Origin of the sequence: Thalassospira xiamenensis M-5 = DSM 17429 (assembly GCF_000300235.2) — a bacterium.
In the GTDB taxonomy this organism is placed as follows: domain Bacteria; phylum Pseudomonadota; class Alphaproteobacteria; order Rhodospirillales; family Thalassospiraceae; genus Thalassospira; species Thalassospira xiamenensis.
In genome coordinates this window covers 4530044-4546042 of record NZ_CP004388.1, presented here as the reverse complement: position 1 = coordinate 4546042, position 15999 = coordinate 4530044, and the positions used below count along the sequence as shown (strand labels likewise).

Below are 15999 nucleotides of genomic sequence, written 5' to 3'. Positions count from 1 at the left end.
ATCAACAAAAATCCCCGCCGAAATAATCGGCGGGGATTTTAATATCAGTTCTGAAAGATTTAGTGCTTAGACGAAACGCCGGAACTCACCGCTTTTGCGCGGCGGGCAGAAACGCTTCAGATAGGTCGGCGCAATTGCTTCAACGCTGTTGGGCGTAATGCCAAGCTCGGCAAAACCTTCGGCACCGTCAGACACGACATTATCGGTTTTAAGCAGACGAACCTGATCCGGGGTCAAAAGCGGTTTTGGCAGGAATTGCAGGAAAAACGCCTTGATCGACGCCAGCCAGAACGGCACTGGCATCAGAATGGCGCGCTGGCGGGTGATCTGTAGCATATCGCGCAGGAGTCCCATGAAGCTATAGACTTCCGGCCCCCCCAGTTCATAGGTTTTACCCGCAGATTTACCCTCGACCAGTGCCGTCACGAATGCCTCCGCAACGTCGGCAACATAGACCGGCTGGAATTTCGGTCCGCCATCGCCAAGCATGTCGACCTTGCCTTTGTCGAGTTCAACCTTCGGCAGGCCCGGCGCACCAATGACCGGCAGAACCGAGGAATAGCGCGCCATGGTGGCAAACTGGTTCAGGAACTTGTCTTCCGGGCCGAAGATAACCGACGGACGGAAAATCACCGCATCCGGGAAGGCTGCGCGAACAGCTTTTTCACCAGCCAGTTTCGAAGTCGCATAAAGCGCATGCGGGTTCTTATCCACACCAAGCGCCGACATATGCAGGAAGGTTTTCACACCGCATGCCTTGGCTTCCTCGGCAATACGCTTGGCCGCTTTGACATGGATATTCATGAAACTGCTGCTGCCGCGCTGATACAGAATGCCCAGCAGGTTGATCACCGCTTCCGAACCTTCGATCGCGCTTTTGAGCGTCTCTTCATTGCGGACATCGCAATGCACCGGAACCACCTGCCCAAGATAGCCCATCGGCTTCAGTTTCTTGACGCGCTCAAAGCTGCGGGTCGGAACGCGGACGATAAAGTCGCGCTCAAGCAGGCGCTTGACGATATGACGCCCGACAAATCCGGTGCCGCCAAAAACGGTTACGATACGACGATCCATGCTTGCTCTCTCCTTGCCGGTCGGTAATGTCGCGATGATCCCGCCATCACGATCCGGCGCTGGGTACCATCAGGGCCAAATGCGGATATCGGCCCGATCAAAATTCCTAAGCGGTTATATACGACCCATAGGGTGCGTCAACAATGCGCTTTTAAAGCGCATGTGTCCCGCCCCCGTTGATTTTGGCCAATATTTCATCATGGAGCGCCAGCAAACCCGCCTTGTAGTCGGGAAAACGCAGCTTCACACCAAGTTCGGCCTTGATACGGTCATTGGCAACCCGCTTGTTATCTTCATAAAAGCTTGCAGCCATCGGGCTCAGATATGCCGTCTTGAAATCTTCCTCCGGCGGAGGGTCCATACCCAGCAAACCACAGGCATACGCAATCACATCCTGCGGAGGAGCGGCATCATCGTCACACACATTATAAGCCGCACCGGCATTCGGACGTTTGATGGATGCCAGAACCGTCTGTGCAATATCTTCGACATGGATACGTGAAAAAACCTGTCCGGGCTTTACAACCCGCCGCGCCCGTCCGGATCGAACCGTTTCCAGGGCATTACGTCCCGGTCCGTAAATCCCGGCCAATCGGAAACTTTGCACACAAAGATCATGACGCTGCCCCAGATCGAACCATGCCTTTTCTGCGGCCACCCTTCTGCGACCACGTTTGCCGCTTGGCATCAGGTCGTCATCTTCGGTGACGGTCGCACCGTCGTAATCGCCATAAACACCTGTTGTCGACAGATATCCGATCCATGTACCACCCGGCAACGCAGCAAGATCACTGGCATGATGGGCCAGAACAGGATCACCATTTCCACCCGGCGGCGCAGAAATCAGGACATGTGTCACATCTTTAAGGGCATCGCGAATATCGGCAACCGGCTTGTCATCGGAAAAAATGTGCGGCTCAATCCCCTCTGCGCGCAGTTTATCGGCCTTTTCTGCGCTACGCGTGGTACCGGCAATTTCCCAGCCTTCTTCGCGTAACTGATTTGCGACAAGGCGCGCTGAAAATCCCAATCCGAAGCAAAACAGCTTTTCGGTCATTATCAAATCCATATGCCGGGGCGACTATCTTTGTGTGTGGAACACTATCGGCCCTGAACGCGCATGACAAAAGCTTTCCGGTCGGTTTTCGGAAACTTTGAAATCACAATCATTTTCTTGCCGCTTTCATGATTTGCAATGCGGCCCTTATAAACGGCTTCTGGTCAGATCAGAATCGACAACAGCCGCCTATGCTGATCATTATCGATCCGCCTTGCAACCAACGCCAAACTGAAAGGCCCATCATGTCTGAACTGCTTGCACGCAAAACCCTGCGCGCATCATCCCTTATTACGATGACTTTGTTTGGCATGGTTCTGGTTTCGCTCGGCCTGCAAAGGCAAGCCTTGGCGCAAGGCACGGATATGAGCGCGGAGGACGCCAAACAATATCAGGACTGCCTGAAACTCGCCCGCCTGAAACCCGAAGACGGTTTTGAAAGCGCCATCGCATGGCGCGATATGGGCGGCGGTGAACCGGCGAAACATTGCGTTGCGGTCGCCCTGATTGCACTTGAAAAATACGAAGAAGCCGCAACCCGCCTTGATGCACTTGCCGATGAAAGCACATCCCCGCAACAGGTTGTCGCCGGGCTTTTGGCCCAGGCCGGACAAAGCTGGATGATGGCGGGAAATCTGGAATTTGCCTGGCGCGACCAGTCCCGCGCACTTGGCATTGTTAAAAACGATCCGACCCTTTGGGTTGATCGGGCAATGGTACTTGGCATGGCCGGTCAGTATTGGGATTCAATCGATGACCTTAACAATGCGCTTGATCTTGATCCAAACAATGTCGAAGCACTGATTTATCGCGGCACGGCGTGGCGCATGCTTGAAACATACGACCTTGCCATGACCGATATTCAACGCGCGCTGGAACTCTCGCCCCAAAATATTCAGGCGCTTTTTGAACGTGCGAACCTGCACCGGATCAACAAAGACAATGACCTTGCGCGTCAGGATTATCTAACTGTCATAGAAAATTCAAACGGAACCCCTGTCGCTGATGCAGCAAGAGCGAATATAGAAAAGATGGATGTTCAAACCGGATCGGAATAGGTTCTGATCCGTACTTGATATGTGCCCGTCGGTTTCGGGACCATATCGCCAGATTTTCAGCCGGGGGACCCCATGCGTCGTTTGATTGCCACGACCGCCATCGCCGCGTCCATATCCATGATGCTTGCCGCAAACACTGCGCAGGCGCGTGACCAGATAAGAATTGTCGGTTCTTCGACCATCTTTCCGCTGACCACCAAGGTCGCCGAATATTTTGGCAAGACCACCGGTGAACCCGCCCCGGTGGTTGAAAGCACCGGTTCTGGTGGCGGTTTTAAACTGTTCTGCGGCGGGATCGGTGCGGAATATCCCGATATTGTCGATGCATCACGCCAGATCACCGGGTCGGAAACCGCCATCTGTGCTGCCAATTCGGTACGCAATATCAGCGAAATAAAAATCGGTTACGACGGCATCGTGCTTATGGGAGGACGTAATGCACCGACCATGTCATTGACTGCACGGCAGCTTTATCTGGCACTGGCCCGTACTGTCCCGGTTCAGGGCGCAAGCGTTCCCAATCCGAATGTCAAATGGTCCGATATCGATGCCGACCTGCCCGATATTCCGATACGCGTCTATGGTCCGCCGCCGACATCGGGTACACGCGACCTGATGGGACAGCTTCTCATGGACAAGGGATGCGCAACTTTCAGTGACATCGCCAGCCTCGAAGCCAGCGACCCCGAAAGCTTCCGCCTTCTGTGCCGCACCATCCGCGAAGACGGTGCCTATATCGCTGCCGGTGAAAATGATCGTCTGGTCATCAGCAAACTTGAGAAAGACCCGAAGTCCTACGGCATTATGGGTTTCAACAACCTGGACCGCAATCGCGACACCATGCAGGGTGTATCGATCAATGGCGTTGCCCCCGATTACGATACGATCCTTGACGGCAGCTATCCCGGATCGCGCGCCCTTTACCTGTATGTTAAAGATGATCACCAGCAACTGGTCAGAACGCTTGGCTCGTTCATTTCGACCTATACCTCGGACACGGTGATTGGCGAGGAGGGCCTGCTTGCCGAAAATGGCTTGGTCCCGCTGCCCGATGATGAACGTGCCGACGCCCTTGCCGGGGCAAAGAAATTCGTCGGGAACTAAGCCCGCGCAAAATGGATGAACAAACGGCCGGACATCAGTCCGGTCGTTTTGCCATCCAGACCTGATTGGCTGCATATCGCGGCGGGCTGCCTTTGAAATCCGAAAATTCCGACACCGAAATGAAACCTGAAATCTCTAACATCAGGCGCATTTCACTACGATGAACCCATCGCATGTGATGCCAGCAATCCTCGCATCGCAGAACATTTCCTGAGGGATCAATTTCCTCGAACCGCCAATGTTCTTCAAACCGCTGGGTCAGGGGGTCGCTTGTGCGCTCCATTGCGGTGATCCGCAACCTGCTATCTTGTGCTCCAACACCTTCTGGCATCGGAAACAGCGGCAGTTCAACACTTTCCGGATCACCTTCCGGAAGGCAATACCGAAGGTCGGGATCAATCAGATCAAGAACCAGCATCCCGCCAGGCAGCAAATGATCAGAGGCCGTCATCAGGCAGCGTTTCTGATCCTCGCCATCGGTGATTTCCTGAAAACCACGAAACGGGATGATGATCAGGGCAAATCTCCGTCCCAGATCAAAGTCGCACATATTGCCCTTGTGCCAGACCATATCGGGATATTTCGTCCGTGCCTGGGTCAGCATCGCATCGGAAAGATCAAGTCCTTCAATCGCGATACCGGCCTCGTGAATGGCAGCCGCAATGCGCCCGGTGCCACACCCCAGTTCGAGAACAGGGCCACCGGTTTTAACGGCAATATCGCGATAAAACGGAATCGGGTCTTCGAATAATTTGCGATCAAGATCGGCACGAAGATCGTAGCTGGCGGCGTTAAGGCCACCTTGCGGGTAAAAGCTGTCGACCTTCGACGAACCCGTCATTCAAAATCCAGATCTGCATAATGCGGGGACGGTGGGAAGCTTGCCTGCCGGTCCGCCAGAATATCGCGCATCGCGGGGCGGCTTTTGATCCGCATATACCAATCCTTGGCACGCGGATGTTTCGACCAGTTGATGTCACCCATATAATCAATGACAGAAATCTGTGCCGCGGCAGCAATATCAGCCATGGTCAGATGTTCGCCAGCCAGCCAGTTCCGGCGTTCAAACAGCCAGCCGATATAATCCAGATGATAGGCCGCATTGGTCCGCCCGGCGCGCAGGATTTTGGTATCCGGCGTCCCGGTCGAAAAGAATCGTTTCAACAACTTCTCGCCGAGCAGATGATCGGTGACCTCGCGGTTGAACTTACCATCAAACCACGCAACAAGGCGGCGGATTTCCGCACGTTCCTTGGCATCCGAACCCAAAAGCGGCGTGTCGGTATAAACTTCATCCAGATATTCGCAGATGACGGTTGAATCGCACAACACCGTGCCATCTTCTTCTTCCAGAACCGGCACTTCGCCCGCCGGATTCAGCGACAGAAACGCATCGCGTCGCTCCCAGACAGGTTCTGCCTTAAGCTCGAATTCAAGCTTCTTCTCGGCCAGAACCAGACGCACTTTGCGCGAAAACGGTGATAGCCAGAAATGATGTAATTGACGCATGGAATTGAAGATACCCAACCAAGGATGAACGTTTTGCAAACCGGGCCGCATATGGCAGTTTGATACCATATGGCGTCTGTGCGCCATTCATTACAGGACCGGAATTTCAAATTCTCTCAAACCACGCAAATGCGCAGATGTAAAGGCTTTGTCGCGCCAAACAGCACCAATCTTGCGCTTTTTGTCATCCTGTCATCCTGACCGGCTTTGTGCCAATGCCAAAAGCCCGTCAAGATCAAGGCACGCCCCAACATGATCGGCCAGTTCATCAAGGGCGGCATCAATGCCAGCTTCAAAATCGATGGTACTGTTCCTTTCCCGGTTGACGATCGCGCTCAGATAAGCCGACCGGAACGGATCACTGCCAAACAGGCCATGTAAATAGCATCCCGTAACTCGTCCATCGGCACTTTGCGCACCGTCAACAATCCCGCCATCAAGACAAAGCCAGCTTCGGTCACGATCCGGCCCGGTTGTCTCGCCCATATGGATTTCATAACCACTGACCGGGATATCGGCCATAACCCCACCAAGTCCCGCCAGCCCGGTGGTTTGACGCAGCGTCTTGTCACCGCCCATCACGGTTTCAACGTCAAGCAATCCAAGCCCGGCTTCTGATCCCGCCGCACCTTCTATACCATCGGGATCATGGACCATGCGCCCAAGCATCTGATATCCGCCGCAAATGCCAATCACATGACCGCCCCGGCGGTAATGCGCCAGAATGTCAATATCCCAGCTCTGCTGTTTCAGGAAACGAAGGTCGGATGTGGTCGATTTGCTGCCAGGCAAAAGTACCAGATCAATATCGGCAGGAATAACTTCGCCCGGTTTAATGATCAGAAGATCAATATCTCGTTCGGCGGCAAGTGGATCAAGATCATCAAAATTCGCAATCCGCGGCAGGTGCGGCACTGCAATCCTGATCCGGTTCTCATCCACGCCCGACCGCACATAACGCCCGGCTTTTTCAAGCGCCACGCCATCCTCGGCCGGCAGGCGATTGGCGCCCTGCCAATACGTTGCGATACCGTAACTTTCAAGCCCCGTATGATCGTGGATGATCTGCAAGGCAGGCTCGAACAGCGATACGTCGCCCCGAAACTTGTTGATGATATAACCGCGCAGCCAGTGACGGTCCCCCTCGGACAGCAGAGCATGCGTACCGACGATTGATGCGATCACCCCGCCCCGATCAATGTCCCCCACCAGAACGACCGGAACTTTGACCGCCTCGGCAAAGCCCATATTAGCAATATCGGCGGCACGCAAATTAACCTCGGCCGGTGATCCGGCACCTTCGACCAGCACGAGATCGGCATCAGCAGAAACCAGATCAAAGCTTTCCACCACACGCGGCAGCAAATCGCGTTTCAGCCGATAATAATCCCGTGCCTTGGCACTGGTCAGGACCTTGCCCTGTACCACGACCTGAGCACCAATTTCACTTTGGGGTTTTAACAGAACCGGGTTCATGTGAACCGACGCAGGCACACCGCACGCCCGCGCCTGCAACGCCTGTGCCCGGCCAATTTCGCCGCCATCTTCGGTTACGGCCGCATTATTGGACATGTTTTGCGGTTTGAATGGTCGCACCCGAAGCCCCCGCTGCGCAAAGGCACGGCACAGGCCCGCCACCAGCAAGGATTTTCCAACATCCGAACCGGTACCTTGCAACATCAAAGCAGGAACAGGGCGCGCGCTCATTCCGGTTTCAAAACTTTCTTTTATCTGGCTGTATGCCAAGATCGCAAATCAGAACTCGACACCGATCTGTGCCTTGATGCCCTGTTCGCGGAACGGATGTTTGATCATTGTCATCTCGGTCACAAGGTCTGCCGCCTCGATCAGGGTATCAGGCGCATTACGCCCGGTCAGGACTACATGCTGGTCGGGCAGTTTGTCGGCCAAGGCTGCCAGAACATCATCAAGCGGCAGGAAATCATAGCGCAGAACGATGTTGATCTCGTCGAGGATCACCATGGCAAAGCTTGGATCACGCATCATCTCAAGCGCCTTGTTAAAGGCCTCACGCGCCAAAGCCACATCCTGCGCCCTGTTCTGGGTTTCCCAGGTAAAGCCCGCTCCCATGGCGTGAAATTCGCAAAGATCGGGGAATTTCTTCAAAAGCTTTGCCTCGCCGGTTTCCCAGCCGCCTTTGATGAACTGAACAACGCCAACTTTCATGTCGTGCCCGACACAGCGCATCGCCATGCCAAATGCCGACGATGATTTGCCTTTCCCCTTACCCGTATGAACGATGATCAGGCCCTTTTTGTCGATCTTCTGCGCCATCATCTTGTCGCGCGCGGCCTTGATCTTCTTCATTTTTTCGTCGTGGCGGGTATTGAGATCGGTATCGGGCGTGTTGGTGTCGGTCATTGCTTCATCCCTTTGCATTTCTGCCCGAACAATGCGGCGAAGCGTACGCCGGATCAAGGACAGTTTTCGGGTTTTCGATCCAGTTCGACATGCGCGATGACACCCTGAAAACCGTATTTGCGGGCTTCGGGGCAAAACCGGTCCGGATTGACCCCTTCTTCGATATATTCAATGGCAAAGACCGGCTTGTTCATCTGCACATAGGACAAAAACGCATCCATGAAGCCAAACCGATAGGATGATTCAAGCAGGGCGAAATCAATTCTGTCGATCAGATCAGGCACCAGTTCGGCAGCATTTTTCTGCCCGATGGCAAGCCCGCGCGCATGCGCCTGCTCAATCAGCCATCCGATATATCGAACCTGATCGGAACGTGTCAGATCAAACCCGGTTTTCTTGTTGGTTGTATCCGCTTCATAGGCATCAATGTTGTCCGGCTCAATAGCCAGAAAACCCTTTTCCCGACACAGGTCAAGCCGGGCCTCCATAATATGGGCGAATTGGTCAAACCGGCTGATATCAAGCCAGTTTTCACCTTCCCACCCCCAATAGGGATTCCCTATGACACCCTTTGGGAATTGTCCGTAATCGTCGTTCCATTCCTCGACCGCACCAACATTGATATAGCAAATCGGGAAAATACCGGCCGCACGCCATTCCCGAACCTGATCGGCCGTCGTTTCAAACAGATCGCTATCGATTACGCGGATATTGCCGCTAACATCAATGTCACCCTGCAACTGCCAATGCAGCGGCCCGTCCGGCACCGTTGGCCTGTCATCCGCCGCCGCGATACCGATCCCTGCAGAAAATTGCAAAACAAAACCAGCAACGGCAACAAACGCGCGCATCCATACCCCCGGAAAATCAATTTTGCGAGTTTGCCCGTCTGGCGGGCAATAGACAACCACCCAAAAAGAAAGCGCGGCCGTTTCCAGCCGCACTCTTGCACCCGTAACGGGTGCGATCCCCCGAAACCCGCCGGGCTCGGTCGTCAATCGATATATCTTTTAGCCCTTCAGCCTGACGATAAACCAAGGTCGCCGGTTACCAAATCGGCCCATTTATCAGGCTCACGCATGTCGGTATTACGCAATTCGGGGCGACGCATCCGCGCCTTGTTAAATAACTGCAACCGGTCGCCCGGCGACATCTGACGTAGGCGAAGCAATGCCTTGCGCACCGCATCATTCGGGGCATGAACCGGTTTCTGGAAGCTTTTTTCGATCACTTCGAGCCGACGCTCAAGCCAGTTGCGCGTCGAAACCACATCCGCAATCAGTGACTTCAATTCGCGAACCACCGGGAAATGATTTAACGCCACATGGGCCCTTGAAATGGTTGCACGCCATATCTGGCGTTCAACACCTTGCAGGTAACGCCAGTAAATCCGGACCTTGGCATCAATTTTAATGGTTGTTTGATCCGGCCCCGGCAGATGGCGAGCAAGTTCGTCCAGGTCATCACGGAATTCTTCAATACTGACCGGTGCATGAACGCCGTGAAACCGTTCACGCAGGTCAAGAACCGAACGGATCGCACCGCGGGCCGGGCGATAACGGCCCTGGCCGTGCAAATCGGCACGTAACCAGTCAGGAAGGTCGGCATCAGCAAGCAGGAAATCGACAATTTCTGCATGTCCGGCATGAACCGGCAGAGGGGTCCGCAGATAGTCAGGCAAACGAACGTGTTTCGTTCTTTCCATAGTGGCCTCCTAACTCTGTTGCCGATCCGTCTTGTGCGGTTATCGGCTCGATAGGTGTGCCCCGTCCCTCAACCAATAGATTAACACTTGGTTAAAAGAGATATGGTGCGAAAACGAAACGTTTCAACTGCCCGGTTTGTTCCAGCGGTAAAATTCTCGTGATTCGCAATATTGGATAATGCGCTGTTATGGGGCGCTATTCCCCATCAGATCGGCCGAGACGGAATTTCGGCGCGGCTGCCAAAGGCCACGATCAATCGCCTCGCGCAGGCGGTTGCGAATATCGCGAAGCGCATCGGGATTATGATCCCTGAGGAATTCACGCACATCGCGATCGCCAAGATACGCATCATAAACCAGATCAAAATGATGATCCGCAACACAGCGCGCCGTTGCGGCAAAGGCAAACAGATAATCCACCGTTGCAGCCATTTCAAATGCGCCCTTGTAACCATGGCGCATTACGCCTTTGATCCATTTCGGATTGACCACGCGTGCCCGGACAACACGGGCAATTTCTTCTTCCAATGTACGGATTTTCGGGCTTTCCGGACGGGAATGGTCACTGTGATAAACCGTCGGCTGCTTGCCGGACAGATGCCGAACTGCCGATGTCATTCCGCCTTCGAACTGATAATAATCATCGGAATCGAGCAAATCATGTTCGCGGTTATCCTGATTATGAACAATCGCGTCTACTCGCGACAGCCGCGTTTCAAACAGATCACGCGCGGCTTCACCTTCCGCCCCGTTGCCATAGGCATAACTACCCCACGCCAGATAGGCATCCGCCAGATCGGCGTCATCTTCCCAAAGCTCTTCATCAATCATTGCCTGTAATCCCGCGCCATAGGCACCGGGCTTGGCACCAAACACGCGAAATGCCGCCTGTTTTCTGGCCTGATCAGGACTTGCCCCGGCGGCACACAGCTTTACCGTTTCTGCCGCCACCCGAACCGCAATCGGGTTCATATCAGGCGCTTCGTCGGTTTGCGCGGCGACCGCACGTACCGCGCTGTCAAACAGGTCAATCAGGCCGGGAAATGCATCGCGGAAAAAGCCCGATATGCGCAACGTCACATCAACGCGCGGTCGCCCCAGCAGAGATGCGGGCATAATCTCGAACCCGGTCACACGGCGCGATGCGCTGTCCCATGTTGGCCGAACCCCCATCAGGGCAAGCGCCTGGGCAATATCATCGCCCCCGGTGCGCATATTGCTGGTGCCCCAAACCGAAAGACCAAGGGCCGCGGGCCATTCACCGTGATCCTGAACATGCCGCTCCAACAACAGTTCGGCTGATTTCCAGCCCAATTGCCATGCCGCCGGGGTCGGAACCGTCCGCGTATCGACCGAATAGAAATTCCGCCCGGTCGGCAAAACATCTGGCCGCCCGCGCGTTGGCGCACCCGATGGTCCCGGTTCGACAAACTTGCCCGCAAGACCGTCTAAAAGCCCGGCAATCTCAGCCTCTCCACAGGCTGTCACCGCCGGGCGAATAGATATTTCGATATCGGAAAGAACTTCAATTGTCCGCAGCAATGCCTGATCCGCGACCACCTCCCCACGCACCAGATCACGCGCCAGAAGCTCAATCCGCTCCACCGTATCGCCCGTAGTACGCCACGCCCCAACGTCATATTGCGCAAGGATTTCTGGTTTTATCCCCGGCCAAAATTCCGCAAAGGCACAATCAAGCGGATCAAAACCGGGATCGCCAAGGATATCGGCGGCCAAGGCCCGATGAAGCGACGCCTTTGGCCCCTCGCTAGCCCCTCGCGGCAATCTTGCCAGTGCGACCAGAAGATCGGTCAAAAGATCCCCTTCCGGTGCCTTACCAAAGATATGCAAACCATCGCGGATCTGAAGTTCCTTCAATTCGCACAGATAATTATCAAGCTTGGCAAGCGCACTTTCCTCGTCCTCGCCCGGCTCAATCCCGCAATCACGATCAAGGCCGATACGAATAGCAAGTTCAAGGATGTCACGCTTCAGGATGATCAATCTGCGTGGATCAACTGCTGCTGCGTCGTAATATTCATCAACCAGCGCCTCAAGATCCTTAAGCGGTCCGTAACTTTCCGCCCGCGTCAAAGGCGGGGTCAGATGATCAAGGATCACCGCCTGCGCACGGCGCTTGGCCTGTGTGCCTTCCCCCGGATCATTGACAATAAAGGGATAGAAATGCGGTGTCGGGCCAAACACGGCTTCGGGGAAGCATTCTTCCGACAGCGCTAATGACTTGCCCGGCAGCCATTCCATATTGCCGTGTTTGCCGAAATGAATGACTGCCTGCGCCCCGAAATGATGGCGCAGCCAGATATAAAACGCGAAATAGTTATGCGGCGGCACCAGATCGGGCGAATGATAGCTTTCAAGCGGATCGATATTGTATCCGCGTGCCGGTTGCAGCCCAACCACAACATTGCCCATCGGCAGGATCGAAAGGGCAATCGCCGACCGATCCGGCAGATAAAACGGATCACTTTCCGGCTCTCCCCAGGCATCCGTTACCTGCTGACGGATGCGTGCGGGCAGGACGGCAAATGCCGCGCGATAATCGGCAACCGGGATCGTCACACGAACGGTGCGATCCGCCAGCGACTTGAAATCATTCGTCGGTCCGGCCTTGACCGCCGCGATCAGGGCATCGCCATTTTCCGGCAGCTCATTAATCCTGTACCCGGCATCCTTCATCGCCCGAAGGGTTTCAATCATCCCGGCCGGTGTATCAAGCCCCACACCATTGCCAAGGCGCGCATCCTTGTTGGGATAATTGGCCATGATCATCGCAACTTTGCGCACCGGGGCATCCGTCTTGCGCAATTTGACCCAATTGGCCGCCAGTTCGGCAACAAACGCCACCCGATCGCGCACCGGGATATATTTGACCAGATCAATCTGGGTCAGGGCATCCTTGCCCGCCGATCCCTTGAACGACACGGCGCGCGATAAAATACGGCCATCCACTTCGGGAAGTGCGACATTCATCGCAATATCCCGCGCGGCAAGGCCGTTCACCCCATCCCGCCACGATGCTTCACCACCGCCAGATAGCACCACCTGGAAAACCGGTGCATCGACAACATCAAACGGCCCGTCTTTTCGTTCCACACCCGGAACGGAAAGAGAGAAGCCGGTGGTGTTCAGGATCAAATCCGCACGTGTTGACCCCAGCCATTCTTCAACCAAGGCCGCCGCAACCGGGTCTTTGAGGCTGGCAACAAAAACAGGCAATGGATTGAGGCTATTACCCAACAACTCCTCAACCAGCGCATCAATTACATCCAGATTACCAGCCTGAATTAATGCACGGTAGAAGATGATTGGGACAACAGGATGATTTTGTTTCCAATTCTGTTCAATTTCTTCGAGATTTGCGGTGATTTTCCCCGGCCAATAAAGGCCTGCCTTGACCAAGGGTGCCGCCGGCTTCCAGTCCCAACTGACAGACGGGTTCAACTTTTCATATATAAGACGCAATAAATGTTCAGCATTTCCCGGACCACCTTCGATCAGGTATCGCCAGATTTGCTGATACGTTGCACCCTTTACCGTCGATAACGACAACAGTTCCGCATCGGGTTGATCGTCACCTGGCAACAGTACCAACGGCACGTCGTTGCGACGGGCCAGTTCGACCAGCTGTTCGATCCCGTATTCCCAATATCCCCGACCGCCCAGAATGCGCACGATGATGAATTTGGCATCGGCCAGAACATCGTCGACATAAAGATCGACCGACATGTTGTGGCCCAACTGCAAAAGGCTTGCCAATCGCAGCGATGGTGTCACATCACCAAATGCCGAAGTCAATCGCGCCTGCGCCCCCGCCAGACAGGCAAGCTCGGACTCTGCCGCCGACAGGATAACGACATCGCCCGGGCTTTGCCCCAAATCGACGGCTTCGCTTCCATCGGTAACAAGCCCAGGCTGGGCGGCAAGCAGATGCATCGGAAATGTCCGTTTCTTTTATCGTGTGCTGGTTCAAGATCATCCGCCCGCACAACGTTGTCGACCGGATGATCTTACAATTTCAAAACGTCACGATGCCTTGATTGCCGCTTCGATGGCACCGCGATCCAAGCCATGCAGGCCGATAACCACCAGTTCCGACCGGCGCGTTTCGGTTTCGGCCCACGGCCGGTCGAAATAACGCTGGAACCTCTCACCAACGCCCTGAACAACCTGGCGCATCGGCTTGCCGGGAATATCGAGAAACCCCTTGATCCGCAGGACATCGAACTGACGCACGACATCAATCAGGCGTTTTTCAAGTAAGGCCGCATCGTCAACCGCGTCAAGTGACACGACAAAGCTTTCAAAATCGTCGTGGTCATGTTCGTGACCATCGTCATGATGTGAGGGGCGGCTATCAAGATCGTCTTCGGCCGCCGCTCCAAGTCCCAGCAAAACAGCATTTTCGACCTTCGAATGCGCGGTCGCGATGATCTTGACCGATGGGCGTTTCAGCTCGGCCCGGATATCTGCCTCGACCTTGGCAACTTCGGCAGCGCTCAGCAAATCGGTTTTGTTCAGAACCACCATATCGGCGCAATGAAGCTGCTCTTCAAACAGTTCCTCAAGCGGGCTTTCATGATCAAGATTATCATCCGCCTCGCGTTGGGCCTGAACCGCATGATGATCATGGGCAAACAGCCCGTCGCGCAATGCCGCCCCGTCCAGAACAGCCACCACACCATCTACCGTGACCCGTGAACGGATTTCCGGCCAGTTGAACGCCTTGACCAACGGTTTTGGCAGTGCCAACCCTGATGTTTCGATAACGATATGATCAGGCGGCGTGTCGCGATCAATCAGGCCCTTGATGGTCGGCAGGAAATCATCGGCCACCGTGCAACAGATGCAACCGTTTGCAAGTTCGACAACGTCGTCCTCGGCACATCCCGAAATGCCACAACCATTTATCACTTCGCGGTCCACGCCCAGATCACCAAATTCGTTGATGATCAGCGCAATCCGCTTACCCCCGGCATTTTCCAGCATATTGCGGATCATCGTGGTTTTGCCTGCACCAAGAAAACCGGTGATCACTGTTGCCGGAATTTTTCCAAGCTGTGCCATATTCAATTACCCTTAAATCTATGAATTCTGATCTATTTAACCGACATCGGAATGCCCGCAACCACAAGCGTCACCTGATTGGCAAGCTCGGCAATCCGTTGATGCAATCGTCCGGCATGATCACGAAAGCTGCGCGCCATGGCATTTTCCGGCACAATCCCGAAACCAACCTCGTTCGAAACCAGAAGAACTGGGATATCCAGCCCCGGCAAAAGGTCGCAAAGCCGGTCAAACTCGGCCCCGATATCACGATCTTCCAGCATCAGATTGGTCAGCCAAAGCGTCAGGCAATCGACCAGCACCGGTTTGCTGCCGTCATGATTGCAGGCAGACAGGACAGCGCAAAGATCAAGCGGTTCCTCAATCGTTTGCCATATCTCGCCGCGCGATGATTTGTGAAGTTCGATGCGATTTGCCATTTCCTCGTCCCATGCCCGGCCGGTCGCGATATAAATACCGCCGCCTGCATGGTTGATCCGGTTTTCGGCAAACCGGCTTTTGCCCGATCTGGCACCGCCAAGGATCAGATGGATCCCGGCAAGCTGGCTGTTATCAGCCATATTCTGGGTCATGCCCGTTTTCCTTCGCTTTGACCTCCCACCGAGGCCGGATTGCGTTACCCCATATCCTTACGAACAGGGATACCGATGGCTGGTTTTCTGGCTGCGGGCATGAAAGCAATCCGCCTTCCCGGCATGTTGTCTGCAAATCAACATTACCGGTGGCTTGTGACATCACATCACCCGGATCACCCAACCCGTTACAGTTGCGGGGGCAGCACCGGCATCACACCGGTTTCCCATCACCAAACGGCAGCGCCGAACCTAGCAGCTTTACCCCCACGACCAAAGCCCAAACTCCGACCTAGCCATAAGGTCAGTATTTGTAAGAATTGACTGCTTGTCGGCGGTTATTCTTTAGGAGAACATAATTTTGTCACGTTGGATCAGAGCCGACAAAAGCCGCCCGCGTGACCGCCGGACATTACAAAACAAACAAAGTCCGGATGCCGAAACCGCAAAGGG

Annotated in this window: 13 protein-coding genes and 1 riboswitch; of the genes, 2 read left to right on the top strand and 11 right to left on the bottom strand. The window is 54.6% G+C overall.

The genetic code is table 11. The features are described from left to right. Positions 1-66: 66 nt before the first annotated feature. The gene (locus TH3_RS21040) at positions 67-1074 is read right to left on the bottom strand and encodes a complex I NDUFA9 subunit family protein (RefSeq protein ID WP_007088365.1); all 1008 of its coding nucleotides are present in this window, start codon (positions 1072-1074) and stop codon (positions 67-69) included. Positions 1075-1225: 151 nt separating this feature from the next. Then, the gene (locus TH3_RS21035) at positions 1226-2131 is read right to left on the bottom strand and encodes an SDR family oxidoreductase (RefSeq protein ID WP_007088366.1); all 906 of its coding nucleotides are present in this window, start codon (positions 2129-2131) and stop codon (positions 1226-1228) included. Positions 2132-2376: 245 nt separating this feature from the next. On the opposite strand from TH3_RS21035, the gene TH3_RS21030 reads away from it, so the two are divergent. Both TH3_RS21030 and TH3_RS21025 read left to right on the top strand, forming a co-directional pair. Then, positions 2377-3189, top strand: coding sequence for a tetratricopeptide repeat protein (locus TH3_RS21030; protein WP_040061375.1), 813 nt, complete (start codon positions 2377-2379; stop codon positions 3187-3189). A gap of 72 nt (positions 3190-3261) precedes the next feature. Continuing rightward, positions 3262-4293 (top strand): substrate-binding domain-containing protein, encoded by a 1032-nt coding sequence (locus TH3_RS21025; RefSeq protein ID WP_007088368.1) that lies wholly within the window; start codon positions 3262-3264, stop codon positions 4291-4293. A 34-nt stretch (positions 4294-4327) separates the two neighbouring features. Here the strand turns inward: TH3_RS21025 and TH3_RS21020 are convergent, their stop codons facing one another. The 9 genes from TH3_RS21020 to cobU all read right to left on the bottom strand — a co-directional run bounded on the left by TH3_RS21020 (position 4328) and on the right by cobU (position 15546). Further along, complete coding sequence (locus TH3_RS21020; protein WP_007088369.1) at positions 4328-5134, bottom strand: class I SAM-dependent methyltransferase; 807 nt, start codon at positions 5132-5134, stop codon at positions 4328-4330. Next, positions 5131-5802, bottom strand: a complete 672-nt coding sequence (gene fzlA, locus TH3_RS21015) for an FtsZ-binding protein FzlA (RefSeq protein ID WP_037989310.1) — start codon at positions 5800-5802, stop codon at positions 5131-5133. Before fzlA ends, TH3_RS21020 begins: the two co-directional genes overlap by 4 nt. 192 nt (positions 5803-5994) lie before the next feature. Continuing rightward, complete coding sequence (locus tag TH3_RS21010; protein ID WP_007088371.1) at positions 5995-7509, bottom strand: cobyric acid synthase; 1515 nt, start codon at positions 7507-7509, stop codon at positions 5995-5997. Positions 7510-7557: 48 nt separating this feature from the next. After that, on the bottom strand, positions 7558-8184 hold the full coding sequence (gene cobO / locus TH3_RS21005; RefSeq protein ID WP_040061373.1) for a cob(I)yrinic acid a,c-diamide adenosyltransferase: 627 nt from the start codon (positions 8182-8184) through the stop codon (positions 7558-7560). 53 nt (positions 8185-8237) lie between these two features. Next, positions 8238-9035 (bottom strand): endo alpha-1,4 polygalactosaminidase, encoded by a 798-nt coding sequence (locus TH3_RS21000; RefSeq protein WP_139328085.1) that lies wholly within the window; start codon positions 9033-9035, stop codon positions 8238-8240. Positions 9036-9202: 167 nt separating this feature from the next. Then, the gene (locus tag TH3_RS20995; RefSeq protein ID WP_007088374.1) at positions 9203-9889 is read right to left on the bottom strand and encodes a hypothetical protein; all 687 of its coding nucleotides are present in this window, start codon (positions 9887-9889) and stop codon (positions 9203-9205) included. 186 nt (positions 9890-10075) lie between these two features. Continuing rightward, complete coding sequence (gene cobN / locus TH3_RS20990) at positions 10076-13843, bottom strand: cobaltochelatase subunit CobN (protein ID WP_007088375.1); 3768 nt, start codon at positions 13841-13843, stop codon at positions 10076-10078. Between the two features lie 90 nt (positions 13844-13933). Beyond that, a complete protein-coding gene (cobW, locus tag TH3_RS20985) occupies positions 13934-14974 on the bottom strand; it encodes a cobalamin biosynthesis protein CobW (protein WP_007088376.1) in 1041 nt (346 codons plus the stop codon). A 32-nt stretch (positions 14975-15006) separates the two neighbouring features. Next, positions 15007-15546, bottom strand: coding sequence for a bifunctional adenosylcobinamide kinase/adenosylcobinamide-phosphate guanylyltransferase (gene cobU, locus TH3_RS20980; protein ID WP_007088377.1), 540 nt, complete (start codon positions 15544-15546; stop codon positions 15007-15009). Between the two features lie 60 nt (positions 15547-15606). Next, positions 15607-15830: riboswitch (cobalamin riboswitch) on the bottom strand. Between the last annotated feature and the right edge of the window lie 169 nt (positions 15831-15999).